Origin of the sequence: Leptospira kmetyi serovar Malaysia str. Bejo-Iso9 (assembly GCF_000243735.2) — a bacterium.
Taxonomy (GTDB): Bacteria; Spirochaetota; Leptospiria; order Leptospirales; family Leptospiraceae; genus Leptospira; species Leptospira kmetyi.
In genome coordinates, this window is record NZ_AHMP02000003.1 from 1,620,363 (window position 1) to 1,646,260 (window position 25,898).

Annotated in this window: 22 protein-coding genes; 7 read left to right on the top strand and 15 right to left on the bottom strand. The window is 45.8% G+C overall.

The features are described 5' to 3' along the window. Positions 1-15: 15 nt before the first annotated feature. Complete coding sequence (locus LEP1GSC052_RS09985; RefSeq protein WP_020986171.1) at positions 16-579, top strand: TPM domain-containing protein; 564 nt, start codon at positions 16-18, stop codon at positions 577-579. Between the two features lie 31 nt (positions 580-610). Here the strand turns inward: LEP1GSC052_RS09985 and LEP1GSC052_RS09990 are convergent, their stop codons facing one another. Further along, complete coding sequence (locus LEP1GSC052_RS09990) at positions 611-1,009, bottom strand: SufE family protein (RefSeq protein ID WP_010575660.1); 399 nt, start codon at positions 1,007-1,009, stop codon at positions 611-613. A gap of 250 nt (positions 1,010-1,259) precedes the next feature. On the opposite strand from LEP1GSC052_RS09990, the gene LEP1GSC052_RS09995 reads away from it, so the two are divergent. Then, complete coding sequence (locus LEP1GSC052_RS09995) at positions 1,260-2,273, top strand: zinc-dependent alcohol dehydrogenase family protein (RefSeq protein WP_010575661.1); 1,014 nt, start codon at positions 1,260-1,262, stop codon at positions 2,271-2,273. A 97-nt stretch (positions 2,274-2,370) separates the two neighbouring features. On the opposite strand, the gene LEP1GSC052_RS10000 is transcribed toward LEP1GSC052_RS09995, so the two are convergent. From LEP1GSC052_RS10000 to LEP1GSC052_RS10020, 5 genes are all read right to left on the bottom strand, one after another. Continuing rightward, positions 2,371-3,042, bottom strand: coding sequence for a methionine ABC transporter permease (locus tag LEP1GSC052_RS10000; RefSeq protein WP_010575662.1), 672 nt, complete (start codon positions 3,040-3,042; stop codon positions 2,371-2,373). Next, positions 3,039-3,827: a methionine ABC transporter ATP-binding protein gene (locus LEP1GSC052_RS10005; protein WP_010575663.1), complete on the bottom strand. Its 789-nt coding sequence runs from the start codon at positions 3,825-3,827 to the stop codon at positions 3,039-3,041. Before LEP1GSC052_RS10005 ends, LEP1GSC052_RS10000 begins: the two co-directional genes overlap by 4 nt. 78 nt (positions 3,828-3,905) lie before the next feature. Beyond that, positions 3,906-4,742, bottom strand: coding sequence for a MetQ/NlpA family ABC transporter substrate-binding protein (locus LEP1GSC052_RS10010; protein ID WP_010575664.1), 837 nt, complete (start codon positions 4,740-4,742; stop codon positions 3,906-3,908). A gap of 90 nt (positions 4,743-4,832) precedes the next feature. Beyond that, positions 4,833-6,086, bottom strand: a complete 1,254-nt coding sequence (locus LEP1GSC052_RS10015; protein WP_010575665.1) for a YeeE/YedE family protein — start codon at positions 6,084-6,086, stop codon at positions 4,833-4,835. A 16-nt stretch (positions 6,087-6,102) separates the two neighbouring features. Continuing rightward, positions 6,103-7,023, bottom strand: a complete 921-nt coding sequence (locus tag LEP1GSC052_RS10020; protein WP_010575666.1) for a sulfurtransferase — start codon at positions 7,021-7,023, stop codon at positions 6,103-6,105. Between the two features lie 437 nt (positions 7,024-7,460). Here LEP1GSC052_RS10020 and LEP1GSC052_RS10025 point away from each other — a divergent pair, with 437 nt between their 5' ends. Together LEP1GSC052_RS10025 and LEP1GSC052_RS10030 are read left to right on the top strand one after the other, a co-directional pair. Continuing rightward, the gene (locus tag LEP1GSC052_RS10025; RefSeq protein ID WP_010575667.1) at positions 7,461-8,615 is read left to right on the top strand and encodes a TauD/TfdA family dioxygenase; all 1,155 of its coding nucleotides are present in this window, start codon (positions 7,461-7,463) and stop codon (positions 8,613-8,615) included. Between the two features lie 3 nt (positions 8,616-8,618). Next, positions 8,619-9,548: a bile acid:sodium symporter family protein gene (locus LEP1GSC052_RS10030; protein WP_020986569.1), complete on the top strand. Its 930-nt coding sequence runs from the start codon at positions 8,619-8,621 to the stop codon at positions 9,546-9,548. Here LEP1GSC052_RS10030 and trhO read toward each other — a convergent pair. After that, positions 9,542-10,627 (bottom strand): oxygen-dependent tRNA uridine(34) hydroxylase TrhO, encoded by a 1,086-nt coding sequence (trhO, locus tag LEP1GSC052_RS10035; protein WP_020986211.1) that lies wholly within the window; start codon positions 10,625-10,627, stop codon positions 9,542-9,544. The two genes, LEP1GSC052_RS10030 and trhO, sit on opposite strands and share 7 nt — an antisense overlap. Before the next feature lie 123 nt (positions 10,628-10,750). Further along, a complete protein-coding gene (locus LEP1GSC052_RS10040) occupies positions 10,751-11,431 on the bottom strand; it encodes a hypothetical protein (protein WP_010575670.1) in 681 nt (226 codons plus the stop codon). Positions 11,432-11,633: 202 nt separating this feature from the next. On the opposite strand from LEP1GSC052_RS10040, the gene LEP1GSC052_RS10045 reads away from it, so the two are divergent. Then, positions 11,634-12,566 carry an LIC12353 family lipoprotein gene (locus LEP1GSC052_RS10045; RefSeq protein ID WP_040913448.1) on the top strand — a complete coding sequence of 311 codons (933 nt, stop codon included), beginning with the start codon at positions 11,634-11,636 and terminating at the stop codon, positions 12,564-12,566. A gap of 3 nt (positions 12,567-12,569) precedes the next feature. Here LEP1GSC052_RS10045 and LEP1GSC052_RS10050 read toward each other — a convergent pair whose 3' ends face one another. Next, the gene (locus LEP1GSC052_RS10050; protein WP_020986257.1) at positions 12,570-13,790 is read right to left on the bottom strand and encodes a DJ-1/PfpI family protein; all 1,221 of its coding nucleotides are present in this window, start codon (positions 13,788-13,790) and stop codon (positions 12,570-12,572) included. A gap of 9 nt (positions 13,791-13,799) precedes the next feature. Between LEP1GSC052_RS10050 and LEP1GSC052_RS10055 the strand changes: the two genes are divergently transcribed. After that, on the top strand, positions 13,800-15,086 hold the full coding sequence (locus LEP1GSC052_RS10055) for a helix-turn-helix domain-containing protein (protein ID WP_051185365.1): 1,287 nt from the start codon (positions 13,800-13,802) through the stop codon (positions 15,084-15,086). On the opposite strand, the gene LEP1GSC052_RS10060 is transcribed toward LEP1GSC052_RS10055, so the two are convergent. From LEP1GSC052_RS10060 to LEP1GSC052_RS10090, 4 genes are all read right to left on the bottom strand, one after another. Then, positions 15,008-16,297 carry an acyltransferase family protein gene (locus tag LEP1GSC052_RS10060; protein WP_010575672.1) on the bottom strand — a complete coding sequence of 430 codons (1,290 nt, stop codon included), beginning with the start codon at positions 16,295-16,297 and terminating at the stop codon, positions 15,008-15,010. The genes LEP1GSC052_RS10055 and LEP1GSC052_RS10060 overlap by 79 nt on opposite strands. An 863-nt stretch (positions 16,298-17,160) precedes the next feature. Continuing rightward, the gene (typA, locus tag LEP1GSC052_RS10075; protein ID WP_010575675.1) at positions 17,161-18,981 is read right to left on the bottom strand and encodes a translational GTPase TypA; all 1,821 of its coding nucleotides are present in this window, start codon (positions 18,979-18,981) and stop codon (positions 17,161-17,163) included. A gap of 372 nt (positions 18,982-19,353) precedes the next feature. Beyond that, positions 19,354-21,324, bottom strand: a complete 1,971-nt coding sequence (locus LEP1GSC052_RS10085; protein WP_010575676.1) for an ankyrin repeat domain-containing protein — start codon at positions 21,322-21,324, stop codon at positions 19,354-19,356. A 171-nt stretch (positions 21,325-21,495) separates the two neighbouring features. Beyond that, a complete protein-coding gene (locus tag LEP1GSC052_RS10090; protein WP_040913450.1) occupies positions 21,496-21,936 on the bottom strand; it encodes a hypothetical protein in 441 nt (146 codons plus the stop codon). 231 nt (positions 21,937-22,167) lie between these two features. Here LEP1GSC052_RS10090 and LEP1GSC052_RS10095 point away from each other — a divergent pair, with 231 nt between their 5' ends. Then, complete coding sequence (locus tag LEP1GSC052_RS10095) at positions 22,168-24,273, top strand: molybdopterin oxidoreductase family protein (protein ID WP_010575677.1); 2,106 nt, start codon at positions 22,168-22,170, stop codon at positions 24,271-24,273. A 2-nt stretch (positions 24,274-24,275) separates the two neighbouring features. On the opposite strand, the gene LEP1GSC052_RS10100 is transcribed toward LEP1GSC052_RS10095, so the two are convergent. After that, a complete protein-coding gene (locus LEP1GSC052_RS10100; RefSeq protein WP_010575678.1) occupies positions 24,276-25,139 on the bottom strand; it encodes a pirin family protein in 864 nt (287 codons plus the stop codon). 20 nt (positions 25,140-25,159) lie between these two features. After that, entirely contained in the window at positions 25,160-25,897 is a 738-nt protein-coding gene (locus LEP1GSC052_RS21675; protein ID WP_244265277.1) for a hypothetical protein, read from the bottom strand. Position 25,898 lies beyond the last annotated feature (1 nt).

The following is a 25,898-nucleotide window of genomic DNA, read 5'->3' on the forward strand; positions in this document are numbered from 1 at the left end:
GGATATTCGAATATTATGATAAATCAAAATACTACCGAACGATCGACCCTGGGAAGAATTTGGATTCACGGATTGGAATCCTTCTTTTCCGCATTCTCCCTAAATCCGGATAAATCGAAATCGTATCGTTTCAAAAAATATTTTAGTGCGACGGATTTAAGCAAGATCGAATCCGCGGTCGCAAAATCGGAAACGCTTCACAATGGAGAAATCAAGGTCGTATTGGAAGGCGGACTTCCGGTGTTTCGGGTGATTTCCGGTCTTACCGCAAAACAAAGAGCGACGGAACTTTTTTCCGAAAAAAAAGTATGGGACACGGAAGAGAACACGGGGATTTTAATCTATGTTCAGCTTACGGATCGAAAGATCGAACTTTTGGCCGACCGGGGAATCTACAAAAAGATCGGACAATCCACGTTAGACGAAATTTGTGATCGAATGCAGAACGGTTTTCGAAACGGAAATTATCTGGAAAGTATTCTTACCTGCGTGGATACGTTTACGCAACTTCTTCAAAAACATTTTCCTCCCGGAAAACGGAATCCGAACGAACTGAGCGACCGACCCGAAGTGATCTAATTTGTCAAGCGAAGTCGTTTTTTCGCCGCGTTCAGCTGTTGCGGAGAATATTGACCATGGAATAGAGACCGTTTCTTCTCGACATGGAAAGATGTTTGTCGAGTCCGATCTCCTTTAAAAATTCGAGAGATGCGTTTTTGATTTCTTCGCGAGTTCGTCCCGAAAAAACGCGGATGAGAAGCGCGATCATACCGCGCGTGATCGCGGAGTCGCTGTCGGCTTGAAATTCTATCTTGCCGTCCTTTTCTTCGGAAACGATCCAAACTCGGGACTGACAACCCGGAACCAAACGTTCCGAAGTTTTTGCGGAATCGGGAATCGCGTTCAGTTCGTCTCCCATTTCGATCAGAAGTTGATAACGTTCCTGCCAATCCGTACATTCCGAAAATTCGGAAACGATTTCTTTCTGAACGTCCGCAACGCTATTCATAGTCTTTGATTCCAGCTTTTCCACGTTCCCCCTCCAATCAATCAGAAAACAACGGAACGATCCTTATCTTTAGACGGACCCAGCTCCTAAAAACAAAACGAATCCGCATCGAATCCGTAAAAAGAAAAATTTGTTTTCTTAAACACGAACCCTAAATTAGATTCTCTAAAAACGGAAAAGAAGAATGAAACGATCCGAATCCGTTCGGAATTTTCAAAAGTAATTCTCGCCGTTCGGAGCAAACGCATTCATGAAAGTTTATGAAATTCAAAATCAATTCGGATTGGAGAATTTAAAAATCGCGGATCGCCCCGATCCGACTCCCGGACACGGAGAAGTTCTCGTTCGTTTTAGAGCCGCTTCCTTAAACTACAGGGATTATCTGATGGCGATCGGAAAGTATAATCCGAAACAAAAACTTCCGTTGATTCCTCTTTCGGACGGAGCCGGAGAAATCGCGGAAGTCGGTCCCGGCGTCACCAAATGGAAAGTCGGAGATAAGATTTGCGCGAACTTCGCTCAGACTTGGTTGGACGGCGCGCCGGATCATAGAATGCTTAAGAGCACCCTCGGCGGACCTCTCGATGGAACTCTTTGTCAGTATAGAATTTTTCCGGAAGAAGGAATCGTTCCAATGCCCGAGAATCTTTCCTTCGCCGAAGCCGCCACTCTTCCCTGTGCGGCGCTCACCGCTTACACCGCGATCGTAACGCACGGAAACATTCAACCGGGGGCGACCATAGTGGTTCAAGGAACCGGAGGAGTTTCCATATTCGCATTACAATTCGCTAAAATGATGGGATGCAGAGTCATCGCAACTTCTTCGAGCGACGAAAAACTCGAAAAGTGCAAGGCGCTCGGCGCGGACGAACTCATCAACTACAACGAAAAACCGAACTGGGAAAAAGAAGTCCGTAAAATCACGGATATGAAAGGAGCCGATCTCGTCATCGAAGTCGGCGGCGCGGGAACTCTGCAAAAATCCATCTCAAGCACGAAACCTTGGGGAACGATCGCGTTGATCGGAGTATTAGCCGGTGGAGAAAGCAACAACTTATCCCTCTTCCCGATTCTCATGCAGGGAATCCGCATCCAAGGAATCATCGTAGGAAGCAAAAGAAATTTCGAAGACATGAACATCGCGATCGGCACGAACAAAATCAAACCGGTCGTAGACGAAACGTTCTCCTTCGAGGAAGCTCCGATGGCGTTCGAAACTCTGAAGTCCGGAAAACATTTCGGCAAGGTTTGTATCGAAATTTAATCGGACATTCCAAAAAAAGAATATAGACGCGCGGCGCGGAACTAGAAAACCAACGGGAACACGAAGGCAAGACCGGTTTCGCGAAACTGGCGAATTTTTAACCCGCGCGTTTGTCCGTTTTTCTGCGGATCTTATCTCCGGTCCACTGGATCAGTTGCACTAAAATCACGAGAATCGCGACCGTAGCGAACATGATTCCGTCCTCGTAACGGTAATAACCGAAACGGATGGCGAGGTCTCCGATCCCTCCTCCGCCCACGATTCCCGCCATCGCCGAAAAACCCAAAAGACTGACCGTGGTCAAAGTGATTCCAGCGACGATTCCGGGTAACGCTTCCGGAATCAGAATCTCTCGTATAATCAATGTTAGGCTGGCTCCCGTCGCGACCGACGCTTCCAAAACCCCTTCCGGAATTTCTCGAAGAGCGGATTCCACAAGTCTTGCTAAGAATGGAATCGCCGCAACGGACAAAGGAACCGAAGCCGCGATCGGCCCGATCGTGGTTCCGGTGATCCATTGAGTCAAGGGAAGAAGCGCGACCAAAAGAATCACGAACGGAACCGAGCGAACCACGTTTGCAATCGTGTTCAAAACGGAATGAACGATTCTATTGCGGATAAAAATTCCCTTGTCGGTCAGATAAATCAGAAGTCCGAGAGGAATTCCGAAAAGAATCGAAATGGAAAGCGAAATTCCCACCATCCAAAACGTTTGGACAAATGCCTTTGCGAATTCGTCCATCGGAAGATTTTCGAATATTAGATTCATGGAATACGATTCTCCGCGAAAGTTTTGGAATCGTAAAAGGATCCGAGAATCTTTTTGGCGGCTTCCGACTTAGGGTTCGCAAAAAAAGAATGCGTATCATCGAGTTCCACGATTTTTCCACGATCCATGATCGCGGTTCGATCACAGATTTCCCGGACCACTTCCATTTCGTGCGTTACCACCAAAATCGTAATCGAAAGGGTTTCGCGGATCTGTTTCAAAAGTTTTAATATGGATCGGGTCGTTTCCGGATCGAGCGCCGAAGTAGGCTCGTCGCATAACAAAAGTTCGGGATGATTGGCCAAAGCCCTTGCGATTCCCACCCTTTGTTTTTGACCGCCGCTGAGTTGCGCGGGATAAACGGTTTCCTTTTCGGGGATTTCCACCAAGGTCAAAAGTTCACGCACCCTTCTCGCGATTTCCGCTTTGCCGGTTCCGGAGACCTTTAAAGGAAACGCGATGTTATCGAATACGGTTCGATTGGACGCGAGATGAAACTGCTGGAAAACCATTCCGATCTTTTGTCTGTGCCGTCTTAAATTCTTACCTTGAAGATCGGTGATGTCCGAACCGTCCAAAAGAATACGACCTCCATCCGGTCGTTCCAATAAATTAGGAAAACGTAATAGAGTGCTCTTTCCGGCTCCGGTCGTTCCGATGATGCCGAAAATTTCTCCCTTTTCGATTTCGAGACTTACGCGGTCCACGGCCGAAAAGGTGTTTCCCTTTCCTAAGGAAAAGGTTTTGGAGACTTCTTTAAATTCTAAAAAAGGAATGCGCGACATGAATCAGAACAATCTCTTGGGAGCGCCCTTGCTTTGAAAGAAAAAGACGCTCCACAAACGAGACAAAGAAGAATTTATTTACTTCTTGTTCAAAAGCCAATCCGGTTTTTGAAAGCCTTGAAAGTCCGTGTCGATCACCTTTGCAAACTCGGGAGAATGAACGGACTCGATCAGATCCTTAGCGAAAGGAACGTCTTTTTCGTTGGAACGAACCACGAGGATGTTCTTGTGTTCTTCCGCGAGGGTTTCCAATTTGATCGCCTTTGTCAGATCCAAACCGGAAGCGATCGCAAAATTTCCGTTCACGGCGGCGAGTTCCGCGCTTTCCAGAGATCTCGGAAGTTGAGCGGCTTCCAGAGGACGCAGATCGAGTTTTTTCGGATTGTCGGTCACGTCCGCAAGCGAAACCTTTGCGGGATTCGCATCCGGAGACACTTTCAATAATCCTAATTCTTGAAACAACTTCAACGCTCTCAACTGATTGGTCGGGTCGTTCGGAAGAGTGATCGTTCCTCCGTTCGGAACCGCTTGAACCGTTTTACTCTTTCCGGCGAAAATCGCCATCGGCGCGGTTGGAACCGAAACGATCGGAGAAAGATTCAGATTCTTATCCTTGGAAAACTTATTCAGATAAACGGTATGTTGGAAAAGGTTCGCGTCTATATCACCGTTTTCTAATGCAAGATTCGGTTGGATATAATCGCTGAATTCCACGATCTCGATCTTATAACCCTTCTTGATCAGATTCGGGAACACCGCCTTTTTCAAAAGGTCTCCGTAGGGTCCGGGGCAAATTCCGATCTTTAAGGATTTGCGATCGCCTGGAAGTTGGGGCGCGCCCGCCTTTTTACAAACGGCGGTCGAAAAGAAAATCGAAGCCGATAAAAGAATCAAACCGAGTCGAATGGATTTCATCGTTTATATTCACCTTTGCTAAATTTGAAAATGGATTACGAAACAAAAAACCTGTCAGCGACGCTCGTGCAAGTCGCTTTAAAATTTTTCCTAAAATTTTCTATCTCCGCCGTTCACAAGACGATTCCCAAAAAGAATTCCCGGAATTAAACCGAACGCAAACACAAAACCGGAAAGCGAACCGGCTGAGATTCCCGAAAAAAAAGCGCCGAAGGTGCAACCCACAGAAACGCAGGCGCCCCAGCCTAAAAAAATTCCTCCGAACCAATAGATCAAAGTTTTTCTGCCCGGCAATTCCGGAATCGAAAAATGAAATTGAGAAGAGGCCAAAGAGGAAACGAAAGAACCCGCGATCAAAGAAAGCGTAAAGACCGCGTTGATCGTCAAAGCGTGAACCTCTTGTTTTGTCGCGCAACCCGCGATCGAATCCAAACCGTAAAGACGATCCGGAAGAATTCCGAACGAGCTCGCAAGAGTTCTGGAAATTCTCCCCAACTCGGAAGTCACGCCCAAAGGACGAACCCGAAGATAATAAAGAATCGAAATCAAACCCACTAAGATTCCTCCGATCCAAGAAGGCCAACGACCTTCGAACAGAACGTTTGGAAACTGATTTCCGTAAGAATGTAAGGTTTCGTTCGATTCTTTTTTTGCATCGGGAACGATTCCGTTTCGGGAAATCGCAAACGCGGAGACAGCAAGAACGAAAAGAATCAAAAGCAGACTTCCCGCATAACCGAGACGTTGCGGCAACCAGATCACCGGGGCCTCCGCGATCCAAAGACTGTAAAAGGAATTCCAGGTTAAAAAGCCGAGAATAAATCCGAACACAACGCCGACTAACGTGGGGATCGAACCGAACGAACCTTCCGCGATCCGATACAGATGACCGCTGATGCACGAACCGGAAACGACCATTCCCAACCCGAAGGAAAAACCTCCGAGCAAAAGATGAACGTGAACCGGCCCGACGAAAGCGTTCGGCGGAAGATAACCCGCGTTAGGTGAAGGAATCCACGCCTCGAACACCGCGAAGGTGCCGATCGTGGAAACTGCGATCGCCGTCAAAATTCCGAGCGTCCCTCTTGGATCCTTCTCCCGGTAATAATCCCGAAAATTGCAGAAGAAACAGAACCTCGATCTCTGCATCACAAACCCGAGTGCGGAACCCGCCAGCACGCTCACCGAAAACTCCCTTCCGAAACTTTCGGAAGAATGAAACCAATACGCCGTCGCCAGAAGAAGGAGAAACAACGTCCCCGAAAGAATCTTTCCGATTCCTCCGGGATTTGGTAAATCCTTTCCGGCTTCGATCGAACTCAGTTCGAGAAGATCCACGTCCATATTCGCCTAACAATGATTATTTTCCGGTCCACACGGTTCCGGACGGATTGTCGATGGGAACTCCCACCGCGTTTCCGTATTCCGTCCAAGACCCGTCGTATTGTTTCGCGTCGTAACCCAAAAGTTTTGCTAATACGAACCAGGAATGGCTGGAGCGTTCTCCGATTCTGCAATAGACGATCACGGGCTTGCTTCCGTCGACTCCGACTTCCGCGTATAACTTTTTCAGATCCACGACGGATTTAAAGGTTCCGTCTTCCGCGTTCACAGCCTTTGCCCAAGGAACGTTGACCGCACCCGGAACATGGCCGGCGCGGATCGCAAGTTCTTGAATCCCGGAAGGAGCGATGATCTTACCGCTGTATTCGTCCGGAGAACGAATATCTAAAAGAACGGTTTTGTTTTTGGAGTCCACCGCTTTCAAAACGTCCGGAAGTTTCGCTCTGAGTTTTTTATTCTCGCTCGAGATTTTATAAACGGAAGCGGCCACGCTCGGAGTTTCGGTGGAGAAGGGTTTCTTATCCAGTTCCCATTTTTTACGTCCGCCGTTTAAGATACGAACGTCCTTATGACCGTAGAGTGAAAAGATCCACGCGCCCCACGTCGCGAACCAATTGTTGTTATCTCCGTAAAGAACCACAATGGAATCGTTCGAGATTCCCGAAGAGGAAAGAAGTTTGGAGAATTTTTCTGCGGAGACAATGTCCCTTCTCGGTTGATCCACGAGATCGGTATGCCAACGAAAATTCAACGCGCCCTTGATATGTCCTTTTTCATACACACCCGGATCCACGCTTACTTCCACGATTTTTACTTTAGGATTTTCTAAATTTTGCAACAGCCAATCCGTGCTGACGAGAACCTCGTCGGCTCCGGCAAACAAAGCACCGATCGGAAAGAGCAGAATCAAAACGAATGAAAGCCAACTTCGCTTCATAAGAATACCTCCCGTTTTTTAGAAAAAGATTTCGGATTTCTCCTGAACTTTGAGCAAGAATACAATTTCTAAGATTGCAATCATTTTTCTGTTTTAACGGATTATTTTTCTTAAAAATTAAATTTGAATGCGGAGTTCCGACCGTAGAAGTGAAGTATATTGAGAATTCTGAAAAGGATCTTGTACGAACCGTTCTAAAATCATTCTTTGTTAAAGAATCAAAGGACTTAGGAGTTCCCACAAAATCATCGCGGCTTGTGAAGAGTTCCCGCACAAATCCGAGCAAAAGCTCCCATTCATTTTATTAAATTTTTGTCTGCTATAACAAATACTTCTTGCGTCTAAAGAATGAAACATTCTTCATCGTACTAAAAAAGACTTTTTCCAAATCAATCCATGATTACGATCTGGAAATCTTTCGGGGGACGTTATACGCCATGGCAACCAAAACCTTATCCAAGCCCAAATCGAAAAACAAAACGCAATCTAAACCGAAATCTAAAACGACTTCCGCAAAAAATATTAAACCGAAATCCTCGCCTTCCTTATCCAAGGGATTTCTCGATTCTAAAAATCCTCTTCCGGTCGTTTATCAACCGAATACATTGGATCAAAAAAGCAAAGAATCTCTGATCCGTTGGATCAAGACTAACAAACGCGCGTTAACCGAAGATTTGAAAGAATACGGGGCAATCTTATTTCGGGGATTCGACGTTTCCTCTCCTCAAGATTTCGAGGACGTGATATTCAACGTGGATTCCAATCTGAAGAATAATTATCTCGGAACTTCTCCGCGAAACCAAGTGACGAAGTATGCGTTTACCGCGACGGAACTTCCGCCAGCGTATCCGATCATGCAACACGCCGAGATGAGCTTTTTGGATTCTCCGCCGAGAAAACTTTTCTTTTATTGCGGCAAGGCTCCGGGCAAGTTCGGGGAAACTCCGATCACCGATCTGAGAAAGGTTTTGAACGAAGTGCCTTCTTCCATTCGCGAAAAATTCGAAAAGGAAAGAATCCGTTATTCGAGAGTTTACGACGGACCATCCAAACAATCCCGTTTTCAATTTTGGAAAACCAAACGTTGGGACGAAATGTTCCAAACGAAAGATCGGGACGAAGTGGAAAAGATTTCCAAAAAACAAAACTTCAAAGTGGAATGGTTCGGTCAGGACAACCTGAGATTGATCAACACTACATTAGCGATTCGTAAACATCCCGAGTTTAAGTTTCCGGCATGGCACAACCATTCTCAGGTGTTTCATATCGACGCGGCTCGTAAAGAGTACTGGAGAATTTTCGCGCGTCAAAAAACGGTTCGCGGATTTTTCGTAGGTCTCACTCTCGAGATTCTAACCTTTATCAAAAAGCTCACCACTAAAACGGAATATCTCGATACGCATTGCACATACGGAGACGGTCAAGAAATTTCAAGCAGGGAATTGAAACAGATTCAGGACGCGTTCTGGAACAACATCTCCCTTTTCTCTTGGAAAAACGGGGACGTGTTGGTGATCGACAACTATTCCGTTTCGCACGGAAGACATCCGTTTTCCGGTCCGAGAGAAATTTACGTGGCTTGGGCGGATTAAAACATGCACGAGTTGGACGCAGTTCGGATTAATTTCAACGAAAACGGTTTAGCTTTATTGAATCTTCTTTTGGGATTGATCATGTATGGGATCGCTCTCGAACTTAAATTGGAAGATTTTAAACTGCTTTTTGAAAGACCGAAGGCGTCCCTCACGGGAATTCTTTCCCAGTTCGTTCTTTTTCCGTTCGCGACGTATCTTCTGCTTTGGATTTTAAACCCGCCGCCCGGAGTCGCTCTTGGAATGCTTCTTGTTGCGGCTTGTCCCGGAGGAAACATTTCGAACTTCATTACGCTTCTCGCAAAGGGAAACACGGCTCTTTCCATTTCGTTGACCGCGTTTTCTTCCGCGCTCGCGATCTTTGCGACGCCTTTTAATTTTTTCTTTTGGGGAAATTTATATCCTCCGGTTCACGCGGCTTTAAAGGAAATCTCCCTCAATCCTTGGGACGTATTTAAGGCGATCCTCGTGATCTTGGTAATCCCGATCATCCTCGGTCTTTTGACAAAAAGATATTTACCGAAGGTCACTGCAAAGATCGAAAAGCCGATCAAAATTCTTTCCGCTTTGATCTTCGCGGCGTTTTTAGTCATCGCTCTTGCGGCCAATTTCCAGATCTTTTTAAAGGTGATTCATAGAGTCTTTCTTTACGTTTTTCTAATGAACTCGGTGGGATTTCTCCTGGGTTATTACTTCGCAAAACTCATGCGACTCGACGAAAAGGACGCTCGTTGTATATCCATCGAAACCGGAATTCAAAACTCGGGGCTCGGCCTTGTGTTGATCTTCGCGTTTTTCGGAGGTCAGGGAAGTATGGCCATCATCGCCGCAACCTGGGGAATTTGGCACGCGATCGCGGGTGTGACTCTCGCTTGGTTCTGGTCCAAGAGAACGGCTTCGTTAAACGTTCAAGCGATTTCGAAAGGTTATTGATTCCGATAGAGTTCGGAAACTTTCGGACGGATTCTCGACTTCGTAAAAAAACGATTCTCGTTCAACTTTCCTTTGCGGATTTCCTTTTGTTCTTCCTTGGAAAGATGAAGAACCGTTCTACATTCTTCCGTGCAACAACCTTCGAACTTTTCGGAACAACTTTCGCATTGTATAAAAAGAATATGACATCCGGGATTCGCACAGTTTACGTGACGATCGCTTTTTTCTCCGCATTGGTGACAGGTTGAAATGATTTCGTTTCCGATCGCTTCCTGCAATCTTCCGTCGAACACGAAGTTCTTTCCTTTGAACTTGGATTCGAGTCCCTTGTCCGCGACTTCGTGCGCGTATGCGATGATCCCGCCGTGAAGCTGGTTGACGTCCTTGTAACCGTGGTGTTTGAGCCAAGCGCTGGCTTTTTCGCAACGGATTCCGCCGGTGCAGTACATTAGAATTTTCTGATCTTCTTTACCGTTTAAAAGTTCCAGGAGCATTTGCATCTCCTCGCGGAACGTATCGGACTGAGGAAGAATGGCGTTTTCGAAATGACCGATCTCGCTTTCGTAATGATTCCGTACGTCGACTACGATGGACTTTCCGTCCTCAAGATAACGATTGAATTCTTCCGCGGAAAGATGAGTTCCCACGTTAGTCACATCGAAGGTTCCGTCCTCCAATCCGTCCGCTACGATTTTTTTTCGAACCTTAAGATCCAGTTTTAAAAAGGAACCGTGATCGTCCTGAACGGCGATCTTAAACGGCATGTCCTTGAATTCTTTTCTCGAATCCAAATTCTCCCTAAAAGAATTCAGATTGTGAGAAGGAACCGAAAGTTGCGCGTTGATTCCTTCGTGAGCGATGTAAATTCTTCCCAAAACACCGAGCGCGTCCCACTCGGCGTAAAGACGATTTCTCAGTTCGTCCGGATTTTCCAAAATGACATAACGATAAAAGGAAAGAGTGGTTCTCGTAAAATTCTCGGCTTCGAGACGTTTTTTAAGAATCTCTTTTCCGTAGATATTATGAAGAGGTCGTCTTTTAGTTTCGCTCTTCTTTTGAGAATCGTCGCGATCAGCCATACATTCTTAACTCTGAAATTTAGACCGTTCTTGACAAGCCTTTCTTCTACGAAACCTCGCTTCGATTCCGAGTTTCCTTATCCTCTAAGTCACGAGTTCCGAAATAAAATTCGGCGTTGCCGTTTAAGAATTTTCATAGATTCTTTTTCCGTCGAGTTTATGACCCGCGATCGCGATCAACGTATATAGGAACAAGGCTTGGATCGCAAACGCATAGATGTTTTCGGGAACGGGAGCGAAGGGATTGATCAGAATCAACGAAAGAAAAACTCCGGCGAGCGTCGTCATTCCCCACTTGCCCGCAAATCCTTCTCCTTGTTTACTTCCTTTTAAATAATAAGCGAAGGAAAGAACGGTCAACGCAACTTCGATTCCCACCGTCAGCCAGAGATTGTTCCAAAGACCGAATCCCAACTTCGTTCCCGCGTCCGTAAAAACGGGAAGATCGGGAGTATGTACGGGAAGGTCCAAAATATAATGCGACATCACGGAAAGGGCCACCGCGAGAGGAATCTTCCATCTCTGCGCTCCGCTTTCTCGGTTCGTAAGAAAGTAAAAAAGAACGAACGCGAAGACGGACCAAAGAACGCCCGCCACCAAACTATGCGTATACGGCATATAATAAAGATCGAACGGATTGCTCGCGGTAAATCCGGGAACGAGTCTCATATGTTCGATCCCGATCATGATGAAGATCATAAATAAAAAATCCACGAACTGAACTCCGACGAGCAGGGACCAAAACGGAGTTTTAGGAACGGCTTTTTTGAGCGCGAACGCGACGCTGTAATGTCCGATAAACATAGAATTCTCTCCACATAAATAGGATTTGAACCGCGTAGAATTCCACACCGGCAAAGAATGGAAGTCAATCCTTTCCCGAGGCTTTTAAAGTCGTTTTTCAATTTTTCAAACGGCTTCACTTCGCGTTATCGAAAAACGCGGGAACTTGAAAAAGATACTTTACGGTCTCGGGTTAAAAGGGATTCTAAGTTTCGGAACTTTTATGAATACAAAGATCGGATATATTCTTATTTTATTATATACTTTCGCGCTTGTGGACTGCGGCGGCAACCTCAGAGGCAAACCGATTCCCGCAAATCCGGATCTCGCGGGATTTTATCTTTCCTCCGAAACCTCGGAATGGGCCAAAGACGACAAGATGAAATTGGAAGTGTTGAGCATTTTTCCGAAAGCCAACGGAGATCTTGCCTTCGAAAAAAAAGTGATCGTAAGACTCAGCTTTCTCGCGAGCGACGATCGGGAAGAATGGAGAATCAGAACCGGCGGAATCGTGACGAGCGACAAGGAAATTCTTTTGCAGGAATCGCTTTATCAGGAATTCCATCAGCTTCATATGGGCAAAAGACAATCCGATCCGAGACTTTGGAAACTCAGCGAGATGGGAGCGGCTTCGAAAGTAAGAGAGGTCGGAAACGTCACCGCAAGCGGCAATCTTTTGGGAGAATTCTCCCCCGATGGAAGAACATTAAAATTTTCTAAAGCAGTTTTCACCAAGATCGGAGAACCGTTTCAGGGAAGAATTACGGCTAACGTGAATCAGAAAACCGTAACGATCGACAACGAAATCGCCGGAGTCGTATTTTATAAAATTCCGGGCGCGGAGGAAAAGATCGTATCGGTGTTTTCCAAAACGGAATTGATCAAACCCGGAATGATCTTTCTCGTAGGAAAGGATCAAGTTCCCTGCAAGATCGTGGAGGTCTTTCAACAATCCGGAATCTTGGAACCGATCGATTCCAAAAAAGTCGTTTCCGTATCCGTGGGCGACCCGGTCGTTCTCAAAGGAACGATCGACAGAAAGGCGATCAACAAACGGGCCACCGCGGACGAGATCATTCGCAAACTCAAATCCGATCCAAACGTAAGTAAGGAAGAACTCATCCGAGAAATCGAAAAACTCAAAAACGAAAAGTGAGTTTCAAAACTGCGGGTATTCGAGCAAAAGAGCTACGAAGGCCGCAGTCGATTTTCCGTACGTCTCCCCTATTTTTTTCAGAGCGGAATCGAACTCGGTCACGGCCGGAGTCGAATCGAACTTAGGCAACATTCGATCCAGAGATTTGGCCGGATCGCCGTTCCTATCCGGAATCAATATCAAACCGTTTAAAGTTTTGATTTTCGTTTCGGAAGAATCGGCGACAGCAACCGCGTGAGAACGATACGTTCTCGAATACGCGTCGGCGACTAACGCGAGTTTGATTTCGTCCATTCCCGAAAAGACGGGAATGCCGATCTCTTCGTGGGACCAAAACGAAATCGTATTAGCGACGATCGTATAAACCGAACTCATTGTTAAGCGAAATCGATTGCTGTCGTGCGCGGGATTCCAGTCGTTTACTCCCAAATCCTTCGCGACTTTTAGAGCGACCTCTTTGTTCACGATCGCTTCCACCAAAGCCAAAGAAACCGGAATCGAAGCTGTAACCGCGGTCGTCGTCACGATCTTTCCGTCGGCGACATAGCGACGATTTCGAATCCAAGTCGTGTTCGGAAATTTTTTTTCCAGATCGTTTAAGGAATACCAGAAACCGGTCGCCTTCTTTCCGTTTAAAAGACCTGCGTTGGCCACCACCCAAACCCCGTCGCAAACTCCGATCACGGTCGCGCCCTTGGAAGACTGTATGTTCAACCATTTTAAAAGAACCGCATTCTCCGAACGATGAACCGCGGGAACGATCACGTAATCCGCTCCTTCCGGAAATTTTTGATCGAAGGAAGAAAGAGATTCTTGAACTTCGATCTTCATCGCGGGAAAAAGATTCATCGTTCCGATTTCGGTTCCCAAAGCGAACACATCCGCAGCTTGAGAACGAGTCAAAACACCGTAAGGAATCACGAAGTCCGTCAACTCCGTCATAAAATTGTCTCCGATCACGGCGACCACGGGACGCGTTCTTCCGAATCGACTTTGATATTTAGGAATCGTTTGCATTTCGACGACCGGTTGATTCTTTGAGGCCGTTTCCGATAGCGCGTTCTTTATGGAAGAATTCGAATCCTTTGTTTCCGCGGAAAGCGTAAAGACGTAGAACGAAAAAGCGAACGCAAGAACGCTTAAACTTAGAATTCGCATTAGAAATTTAGAATGGTTTTTGAAACCGAAATCTCGTGAGAGTAAAAATGGACGTTTTGTTTTCATATCCTTAGTATGCACCGCATTGCGTCCGATGTCGTCCTTTGGGATACGGACGGACCCGGCGCGCTTCGCAAAAACGAAAAAAAAATCTGGACTTGGACGGAAATACGAACCTCAATACCCTGCATGTATACCTTTTTGGCCTTCGGGGCGGGACTCGCGATCCTGCTTGCGGTTTCCGGTTTTATGAATTCCCTGCGAAACGAACCGGAGAATCTACGAAACGACAAAGACGGAATCCCCGAATCTCGACCAAAGCCAAGTCGTTTAACAATTTTTATCCAAAAACACGCGGTTCCGTTTTTGTTCCTATCCGTTGCCTTCGTACAACTTCATATCTTCTTCGAATTATCCGATCGGCTCGTGCGGTTCTCTTGGTTTGGCGAGTTTCACATTCCGTTTATTTTTTTGATCGGACCTCTGACTTATCTTTACTTTCAACATTTAAGCGGACAAATACCGGATCGATTTTCCCCCTTTCATTTAATTCCTGCTTTGCTTTCGGTTTTAATCCTATTTCCTTTTTATATCCGAGATTCAAACTCTAAGAAAGAATTTATCGCCTTGTTGAATCCTTCCGATCCGTATCATACGATCGTTCTTGTTTTACTCGTTTTAGGAACGATATTGAATTTCATCTATCCGATCACTTTACTAAAAGACGTGTGGAGATGGCGCGGCGCGGCGAAAGACAAAAACAAACGAGCTTCGTTCGATCCCTTTCTTTTTTTATTTGCGGGAACGATTTTCGTCCTCGTTCTTTTTGTGATCGCGCAAATCGTTTACATGCCCTTGTTCTTGATCGCGTCTTCGGGAGTTTCGATTTTGATGTGCGTCATTTTTCTGATCGGAAACGGCACGAACGGAGTCTGGATCGAAAAATTCAAAAAAGAATCGAGAGAAGCCCGTTATACGGAAAGCCGTCTCAAAGGACTGGACGTCGATTCGGTCGTATATCGTTTGAACGATTTAATGCGAAGGGAACGATATTATCTCGACGAGGATCTTACGCTGGGACGTCTCGCGGAAGAACTCGAAATCCACACACATCAACTTTCCGAAATCTTAAATCAAAAACTCGGCAAAACGTTTCGAGAATACGTGGCCGGTTTTCGTTTGGAAGAAGCCGCGAGAATTCTGATCGAAGAGCCGCAAAGATCCGTTCTCTCCGCGGCCTACGCATCCGGATTCAACTCCAAGTCCGCGTTTCACAAACTCTTTCAGGAACGTTTCGGATGTACACCCACCATGTTTCGCTCCGAAACGATCTCTAAAAATAAAATCGAAGGAGTTTCTTGAACTCTGTGCAAGTGTTGCAAAGTCTCGGTAGCGACTTTCTTTTTACGAGGAAGCATTCTCGTTCTTAAATACTGAAACGGATATTCGATGAGCATATACAAAGGAACCGAAAGAATCACGATCAAACCAAGAACGGCGGTAAACTGAACGAAAAAAGTTAAATCGGAACTCGGTTCCGATTTGATACCCAAGATGGAAAGAGCGACTCCGATGAGAACGAGATGCCAAAGATAAATCGTAAAACTCAATCTCGCGACGGGAACAAAAATTCTCATACTGAAAAAACGACCCAACCAATTCTCCAAACGAACGACCGCGAGAAGAAGAATTCCCGCAAAACCTATGTTCAAAAGATTGTATTTAAACGTTTGAGTAAAAAATCCGCTCGTCCCCTGATGAACCCAGTGCGCCGTGAACAAAAACGAAAGAAACAAAAATAGAAGCGGATAATAAAAACGATCCTCTTGCCGCAAACGATCCATAAGATTTTTGTGATTCGTAAAAAGATCCATCGCGATCACACCCATCAAAAGAGAATCGAATCGGGTGTGAGTCGGAAAATAAATTTCATCGAAGTATTCCGGACTGAGGGGATAAGTCGTTGTCGTATAAACGACAATCCGAGCGATCGTCGGGATCAAAACCAAACCCCAAAGCAAGAATTGTCTGTGCTGTTCCCGAATCCTTTTGAATAAGAAGAGGCTACAAAACAAAGGAAACACAAGATAGAATTGTTCTTCGATCGACAAGGACCAGGTGTGAATGTTCATACCCGGAAAATAATTTCCTAAAAATACGAAATCACCCCACGCGTTCGAAAGTCCGAAGGAAAGTATATACGATTCAAGAACCAGACCTTTCTGTTGCGCGATCTTTAAAGCGAACTTGGAAACGACCAGACTGAACGTGATAAAAAAGAAGTAAGCGGGCAGAATGCGAAGCGTTCGCTTTAAATAAAACTGTTTAAAGTTGATCGATCCGTTTCGATTCCAATCGCTTAAAAGCCCCTTGGAAATCAAAAACCCGCTCAACACAAAGGATAAATCGACGCCGGACCAAAAAAAAGAATCGGATTGAAACGTTCCTAATTCTTTCCAAGCAAGCGCGTAGTGATTGAGAATCACAAGAACGATTGCAAACGCCCGAAGACCGTTCAAAGACTGAATCTCATTATCCCGATGATACAAAAGATCCTTAATAAAAGCTTTCATAGCTTCTCATGACCCTTTGCGGAAATTTTTCGGAGAGTCTTTCCGCAAAAATATATTTTTATTCTATAACTCTTTAACATTCGATGAATCAATTTTTTTGATTTTTTATTATTAATACTCTTTATTCGTGAAAGTGCGCCAAAAAAAAATTCTGAATGTTTATTAAGCAAAAAATTTCCTGAGCGAACAAAACGTACAGAAAGCGACCAATTTCAAATTCTATCGTCAGAACTAAATCATTCTCGCATAACAACAACTAGTTTCATTTTTAATCCACTTTGCTCTTATAAATGAACACATTTGAATCATAAATCAAAGAACGACTAACGTGAGTTTAGCGACCTTTCCTTGAAGACGAACAATTGTTATATTCCATTCTTTGCATCTTCTTGATTCTTCGTAGAAAGGAAATCGGAGAAAACGGTTCCCTTTTTTTCGGATTCTGAAGTTCGTTTTTATAAGTTGAAAACAAAATAAGAAACAAAGAAACGGAATGAGGGAACCAATGGCGATTCAATCCGAACAAAAGTTCGATTGAAAATCGTAAAAAGGAAATTTATAAAACGAAGAGAAGGATCGGATTGAAAACGTCCAGACGTAAGTTTCAAAAAATCGAAACAGAAAAAGATAATACGAAAGGATTAGGAATAAATCTAAAAAAAATCAGAGAAGAACGCGGAAAGGAAAAACGTGAAAAAAGAGAGAATCAAAATCGAATGAAAAAAGAGAACCAAGAAAGCACTGCAGGCAAAAAGAAAATCGAATCGGATGAGAAGATCGGGAAACGAAAGTGAATCAATCTTGACGAATGATTCTTCGAGAGTTTTAGATCCGGAGCGAATCCAAAACTCTCGAGAGAAGTTTTACTTGTTGCGTTTACGCATCGTAGCGTCGAGGTATTTCTTACGAAGACGCAGACTTGCAGGAGTTACTTCCAGAAGTTCATCGTCGTCAAGAAACTCGATGTTTTGTTCCAAGGAGAATTTTCTCGGAGGAACCAAACGAATCGCTTCGTCCGCACCGGAAGAACGCACGTTACTCAGCTTCTTCTCTTTTACGGGGTTCACTTCCAAATCGTTTTCGCGAGAATGGATTCCGATGATCATTCCCGGATAAACCGCGGTGTTCGGTCCGATCACCAATTCTCCCCTTTCCTGAATCTTCCAGAGAGCGTATGCGGTGGATTCTCCGGAGTCCATGGAAATCAAGGCGCCGTTCTTACGACCTGGGATTTCTCCTTTGTAAATATCAAAACGGAGGAAGCGGGAAGACATTACGCCCTCGCCTCTGGTTTCGGAGATGAAGAATCCTCTGAATCCGATGATCCCGCGTGTCGGAATTACGAATTCGACCCGGGTCATTCCGGACGGATGCGCGTCCATCAACTGAAGTTCGCCCTTTCTACGATTGAGTTCGGCGATGATCTGACCGGTGAACTGATCGGGAATGTCCATTACCAAATACTCGTACGGTTCGAGCTTTTGGCCTTGTTCGTTGGTTTTTAAGATTACTTCGGGGCGAGAAACCTGGATCTCGAAACCCTCTCTTCTCATCGTTTCGATCAGAACCGACAAATGAAGTTCACCGCGGCCCAGAACCTTAAAACGGTCCTTGTCTTCGGTTTCTTCCAGTCTCATCGCCACGTTGGTTTCGAGTTCGCGGTCCAGACGTTCGCGGATATTTCGGGTCGTTACGAACTTCCCTTCTTTTCCGGCAAACGGAGAATTGTTTACCATAAAGAACATGGATACGGTCGGTTCTTCAACCTCGATCGCCGGTCTTGGAGCCGGTTTTCCCGGTTCGCAGATCGTATCCCCGATAAACACGTCGGGAAGACCCGCGATTGCAACGATATCACCCGCTTCCGCGTTGTTGACCTCGTTTCGTTTCAGACCTTCGAAGTTGTATAATTTGGTAATTCTAAAAAGCGCGGTATCCGCCGGTGCGGCCGTGTCGGACTTCTTCGCCGCAAGTTGGATCACGTTCATTCCGAGCGCCATCTTTCCCGCGTAGATTTTTCCGACCGCGATTCTTCCTACGTAGTCGTTGTAATCCAAGGAAGTAACTTGGAATTGAAGAGGAGCTTCCGTATCCGCTTGAACGGGCGGAACGTGTTTGAGAACGGTGTCCAAAAGCGGATCTAAGTTCGTGCCCGGAGATTCGCTGAGGTTATGAACCGCCCAACCTTGTTTTGCGGAAGCATAAACGATCGGGAAGTCGAGCTGTTCGTCGGTTGCTCCGAGGTCGGAGAAAAGATCAAAAGCCATGTCTACGACTGCTTCGGGTCTTGCACCGGGACGATCGATTTTATTGATTACGAGAATGGGCTTGTGTCCGAGCTGAAGGGATTTTCCCAATACGAAACGAGTTTGTGGCATCGGTCCGTCGAAAGCATCCACGAGTAAAAGACAAGAATCCGCAGTTGCGAGAACTCGTTCTACTTCCCCGCCGAAATCCGCGTGGCCGGGAGTATCTACGACGTTGATTCTGGTTCCTTTGTAAACCACGGCGGTATTCTTCGCCTTGATCGTGATTCCTTTTTCCTTTTCCAGGTCGTTGGAGTCCATGATCCTTTCCCCGTCTTCTTTTGCAGTGACGGCGCCGGTTTGACGGAGAATTCCGTCCAGAAGTGTGGTTTTCCCATGGTCTACGTGGGCAATGATAGCTATGTTGCGGATTTCCATTCTAAGACCAAAAATTTCGGAAGCCTTGTGGTGTAAACCTTGTTTTTTGTCAATTTTTTAAAGGAAGAATTTTTTAACCGGTTTGAAACGAAGAATCTTCGGCAATGCCATGGTTCGGCCGTAGTCCTTGGGTTGCGCCGTGCTTGGTCGCGTTGGAAAAATCTTTTTCTAAGAATTTGTGGTAGTTCTTACAATCTTAGGAGATCCAAATCAATGGATTGAATCCGTAAAAAGTAGGAGTTCCACCAATCCTTAGCACCAGAAAGTTTTCTCGAACTGGGGGAAACGTAGTAGTTCCTACATCCGTTGGAAATCGAAAGGATTCCCGATCTCCAACCGATTCTCCGTTCTTAGGTCCGATCCGATCGATTCTCAAACCTTCCGCTCCGCCCTAAACTCGTTCCCCGAGTCGTGTTCCGCATGAACAAAGAAAAATAAAGGCAACTTCTTCACCTTTTGAAAACCTTCTCCTTGCACCAATCGATCGATCATTCTTTCAAAGGAAACCTGCGCATAAATCCGATCCCGATGAAGCAGATTGTTTTCATAAACCGTATTCCGATCTGTACCGTGATATTCCGAATATCGTTTGCGGGCCTTTTCCAAGTTTTGATAGGTTTCCAGACAAAGATAATAGGAGAATCCGTCGTCTTCATAATCCCATTCGAGAAGCAAAGCGCCTAAATCCGCTTTTTGAGAATCCGCAAACTCGGATAAAATCCCGTCGAGCTCGGCCGCTAAATCGTTTTCGACGGCGAGGATTTGGGAAGAATCCAACTTCCAACCGGACGCGATATGACCGTCTTCCAGTTCGGCGAACTTAAGCAAGGCTTCGTGCGGAGAATCGAACTTAAAAACGTTCTGAGAAATTTCCTCTTCCGCAAACTGATTGCGCTCGATGACTTCGTCGTCGTTCCAGATCAGTTCGATGAAATCGTTTCCGCGAGAAACGGTTTCACTGACATGCGGATTGTTTACGTTTTCGATCAACACGCGAAACGCCGTCGTCTTCGTCAAAGGTTTCAGATCCTCGTCCTTGTTTAATTTTTCGATCGGATACTTACGGCGAAGAGTTTCCATCGCGGCCCGAATTGCGGAAGCGGTGTCGTCTAACGCAACATAAACGCAGGCCAAATTGAGAAAAAAGGTGTTCTCATCCGTGGAAACGCTCCAAGGATCGCCCAGATCTTCGATCGCCTCGGAATATTTTTTTGTCGCGTAATAGGCCCAGAGAACGTTCGTTAAAAACGTTCCCTTGTCGCCTTTATCCTCGGCGGCCTGTGCCTTGTATTTTTTCCAAACGGAAAGAAGTCCTTCCGGATCGGATTTGTGGATATGATTGGCGAGAATCAAATTCAGCGCGCCCAGATTGAATTCTACATCGAGGGTTTTTTGCGCCCATTGACCCGATTCCTCTAAGTCGCCCAGTTTCCAATACGCGAACGCGATATTGTACGGAATTTTCCAATCGTCCGGAAACGCGACCATGGCCTTGAGACCGGCCGAAATCGATTCTTTCCATTCTTCTTTTTGAATATTCTTATATTGTAATGCTCTATAGGGGCGAGAAGTCGTATCCTTAGCGCCGAGTCCGTCCAACCATTCCACGATGTCGTAGTGTTTTCCTTCCAACGCGGTCAAATAAGCGTTTAGATTCTCCTTCGGATTTTCCGCTTTTAGATCGGCTCCGGCCTTTGCTAAAAGTTTTGCGAGTTCCAAATTTCCTTGTCGAACCGCCCACATCAAAGAGGATCTTCCCTTCCAGGTTTCGTGAACGTTTACGTCCGCGCCCGCGGAAATCAACGCGGCGACGATCTTTAGGATTTCGTTTTGATTCTTATCGGAATCGATACAAGCGCGGATCAAAGGAGATTCTCCGTCTTTTATGTCGACCGTGTTCGGATCGGCTCCTTGTTCGAGTAAGAATTTTACTTTTTCAAAACTTCCCGAAGAAACCGCGCTATAAAGAATCGTTTTGCCGATTTCTTTTCCTTGATTGATATCCAATCCGAAAGAGAGAAGAATGTTTACGGCTTCGGAAAATCTTTCGATGTCCTTACAATAATATACGAGATGATAGAACGCGCCGCTTCCTTTTTTATTGGTCGCGCGTATGTCCGCTCCGTTTTGAAGAAGCGCGGAAAGGGATTTGGGTTTTAAGGAAACCCCGCCCGAAAAACTGATCGGCAAAGCGCAGAACCAAAGGGGAACTTCCAGACTTTTAACATACGTTATGCGATTCGGATCGGCGCCCGCGGAAATCAGTTCTATGATTTTCGATTCTTCTTCGGCTCGAATGGCCTTGGTTAAAGATTCTTGCAATTCGTGTTCGGATAAAGACATGTTGGATCCTTTCTGAGTTTGAATGAATCAACAAGTTTGGATTCTTCTTTTTGACGTCGGGTTATAACTCGATAACGCGGAACCATAATTCAAGAGCAGATAACGTGCCCGCTCCGGATCGTTCGAAACGAAATGGAACAAAACGGAGCGGCGCGATTCGATTGATTCGAATTATTCTCCCGGAACAAAATCGGGTTCCAAGATGCGGGGACAAAACTCGAAGATCGCCGCAAAATAATGTCTCGCGATCGAATGAAAGATCCATTCACCCGCGCGCTTTAAGGATTCCTTAAACTCCGGAACCGGATAACCCTTTCTTCGAAAGAGCGAATCCAAATCCCAATCTTCTTCGCCGGGAATTACCTGAATCTTCAACATCGCGTAAAAAGAATGAGAACTCGGATCGTATCGAAACACGAGCGATCGACCGCCGAAAGGATTGCGAATCGTAAACGTCGCCCAACTTCCTTTCGGACCGGGTTCTTCCCCGTTTAAGGAATACAGTTCATACCCGAGTTCTTTTTCATCTCCGAAGAATTCTCTGAATTGCAAAAAGAACGCGTCCGCAAATTCCTTTTGAAGTTTGAGTTCCGGATCCGGTTCCATTGACATAGGAAAAGAATTCGATTCTCCCCTTTTGTGAAAAGCCTTTTGAAAACGAAAGTCCTCACTTTTTTCGGGAGAAATTTCAAAACAAAACGAACGAATTTCCCATGCGTACGCGACTTCGACGCATAAAATTCTTGCCCATTTTGAAATTCGGGATTCTATCAATGTGTTGAAACTAGGGAGAATTTTATGAGTTCACAAACCCACTATCGTTCTTGTACGCTCTGCGAGGCCATGTGCGGTCTCAGAATCGAAGTCGAAGACGGAAAAATTTCTGCGATTCGAGGCGACAAAGAAGATCCGTTTAGCCGAGGTCATCTCTGCGCGAAAGGACCCGAGCTCAAAAATCTCTACGAAGATCCGGATCGTCTTAAGTTTCCGGTCAAAAGAACGGAACAAGGTTGGGTTCAAGTAAGTTGGATCGAAGCCCTTTCCGAAACGGCAAAGGCCCTTTTCGAAATTCAAAACAAATACGGAAACGATGCGGTCGCGATTTACAACGGAAATCCCAACGTTCACAACTACGGTTCTATGTTGTTCGGAGACCGTTTTACAAATCGTTTAAAAACCAAAAATCAATATTCCGCGACCTCCGTGGACCAACTTCCGCATCAGCTCGTTTCCTATCTTATGTTCGGACATCAACTTTTGATTCCGATCCCGGACATCGATCACACGAAATACTTTCTGATCCTGGGAGGAAATCCGTTTGCGTCTAACGGCAGTTTGATGACCGTTCCCGACGTCAAAAAAAGACTGAAAGAACTTCAGGAGCGCGGAGGAAAGTTCGTCGTGGTCGATCCGAGAAAAACGGAAACCGCTTCCAACGCCGACGAACATATTTTTATCCGTCCCGGAACCGACGCCTTCTTTTTATTAGCGATTTTGAATGTGTTTTTTGAAAAGAATCTCGTAAAACCTTCCGTTCTTTGCGATTCGGAAGAATTGAACAAGATCCGAGAACTTTCCTCGCGTTATGCGCCTTCCAAAGTCGAAAAAGTCACGGGAGTCGACGCGGCGACGATCGAAAGAATCGCTCTCGAATTTACTTCCTCCGAAAGCGCGGTTTGTTACGGAAGAATCGGGGTTTCCACACAGGCCTTCGGTTCGCTTTCCCAGTGGCTGATCAATCTCGTAAACGTTCTGAGCGGAAACATGGACAAACGCGGCGGCGCGATGTTCACCCTTCCCGCGGTCGATCCGATCGATCCTAAAGGCGCGTTAAAAAGTTCGCCGGGCAGTTTCAATTCTTTTCAATCGAGGGTTCGCAAACTTCCGGAGTTCAACGGAGAACTTCCGGTCGCGGCCCTTTCCGAGGAAATTCTCACGAGCGGAGAAGGTCAAGTCAAGGCGCTCGTCACCTCGGCTGGAAATCCAGTTTTATCGACGCCTAACGGCGCAAAGCTGGAAGAAGGCATTCAAAATCTTGAATTTATGGTCTGCGTGGATTTTTACATAAACGAAACGACGAAACATGCAAACTACATTCTTCCCCCCACTTCCACGCTCGAACACGATCACTACGATATGATCTTCAACGTATTCGCGGTTCGGAATACGACCAAATACGCACAACCGGTTTTCGAACCGCAACCGGGAATGCTTCACGACTGGGAAATCTTCGTGGATCTTACGAAACGTCTCGAACTTTTACGCGCGGGCAAACCTCTACCGAACGAACTCATCACGACGAAACTCGGTCCCGCTTCCATCATCGACTTCGCATTAAAAGGCGGACCGTACGGTGAAAAAGGAAAACACAATCGTATGCTCAACATCAAATTGTTAAAGGAGAATCCTCACGGAATCGATCTCGGTCCTTTGGAAACCTGTTTTCCCGAAAGACTTTTGACGGAGAATAAAAAGTTTCATCTTCTTCCCCAACCCGTTTTGGAAGATCTTCCGAGACTCGCGGCCAAGTTCGAAGAATGGTCCGCGCGCGACAACGGTAAGAATTTTCTTTTGATCGGAAGAAGACATTTAAGGAACAACAATTCCTGGATGCACAATCTTCCCAAGCTGATGACGGGTAAGAATCGTTGTACTTTGATGATTCATCCGGACGACGCGAAGAACCTCGGTCTTCAAGAAGAGGAAGAGGTTCAAGTGGAATCCAGAGTCGGTAAGATCGTGATCCCCGCGGAAATCACGGACGAGATCATGCCCGGAGTCGTGAGTATTCCGCACGGTTTCGGTCACGGTAAAAACGGGGTTCGATTGAACGTAGCGAGTCAGTTCGCAGGCGTGAGCATCAACGATCTTACGGACGAAAAGGCGATCGACGAACTTTCCGGAAACGCCGCTTTCAGCGGAGTCCCGGTGAGCATTCGTAAATTCTAATATTATAATTTAGGTTCGGGCAACGGGATTCGTTCCGTTTCGCCCGGAACCTTCGGGAAACGTTCTTCCTTCCATTCCAGTTTCGCCTTTTCGATTCTTTCCAAGGAAGTCGACACGAAGTTCCACCAAAGATGTCTGTGTTCTTCAAACGGAACTCCGCCCAAAAGGATCGCTCTGCTTCCCTCTTCGGATGAAAATTCTATCTTCTCACCGCGGGCAAACACGGCCATCTGACCGACTCCGATCGTTTGACCTTGTATATTCAAACTTCCTCGAGCGACATACAACGCGGATTCCTGATCGTTCGGAATATTCCATTCTCCCTTTGCTCCGGGGTTTGCTTCCAAGTCCGCGTAGAATAAGGTCGAATAAACTTTTACGGGAGATTTTTTTCCTAAGAATTCTCCGGCGGCAAGTCTGAGTTCCCATCCGTCTCCGTTCACGACGGGAATGTCCTTACGATCGAGATGAAAAAATTCAGCGTCCACTTCTTCGTATTCTTTCGGAAGAGCGACCCAGGTTTGAATTCCTTCCAAAAAAGTGTACTGCGGATCCAACTGAGAACGTTCGCTGTGTGCGATCCCGGAACCCGCGGTCATCCAGTTGACTTCGTACGGACGAATGGGCATCTCCGATCCGATGCTGTCTCGATGAAAAATCACGCCGTCATACAAATACGTGATCGTAGCGAGCCCGATATGAGGATGAGGACGAACCACAAGTTCCTTTCCGGTTTGAATCGGAACGGGTCCCATGTGATCCACGAATACGAACGGTCCCACGTGACGCGCTTCGATCGAGGGAAGAATTCTTCGAACTCGAAAATTGTCTCCGAGATCTTTGAGGATTGCTGAAATGATTTTCATAAGATTAAAACTTAGACTGTTTATTTTTTGATTTCAGGATTTTTGAATGCGATTTCCTGAGCGCAGTATTGATTCGAATGTGTGAGTTCCGTTTCCGCTCGGCTCTTCAACCACTCTCCGTCTTTTTGAAACTTTTCGCCCACGAAGTCGTAGATACGAATATCGTTCGGATCGGTATGACTGACCACGTGATTGGTTTCCTTTTTGAATTCCTTTCTCCAATTTTTTACGAAATCGGAAAGTTGATTTTTTTGAAACTCGATCAGATTCTCGCGCGCGGCGTCGCAGTTTTGAATCAATTCCTCAACGGCGGCCTTTGCGATCCGATCCTCTTTTTTTTCACGGATCTTTCGATACGCGATCGTGATAAGACCAACCGTAAGAACTGTTTCCACAGCGCCTGGAATCGGAACGATCAAAGCGATCAGAACCGCTGCGACCAATTGTCTTTTGATCGATGTGCTGTTCTTTTCGAGTTCGAGTCCGTGCTTTTTGATTTCCTCGATTCGTTTATCAAAACGTTCCATCAAAGGTTTGTGAACGTTCTCTTCGAACTGATTGAGTTTGTCTTCGGCTTCCTTGTATTTCGTTTTAACGCCGATCTTGGAACTGTAGACAAGACCGTCTTCGTTGATATAACCGAGAAGAAGTTTTTGATTGTTCGGAATCACGGAAGGTTTTTCCCTCGGAAACGAAGAACAACCCATCGACAACAAAACGATTCCCAAGAACGAAAGTTTCGATAACGACCGTCTCATC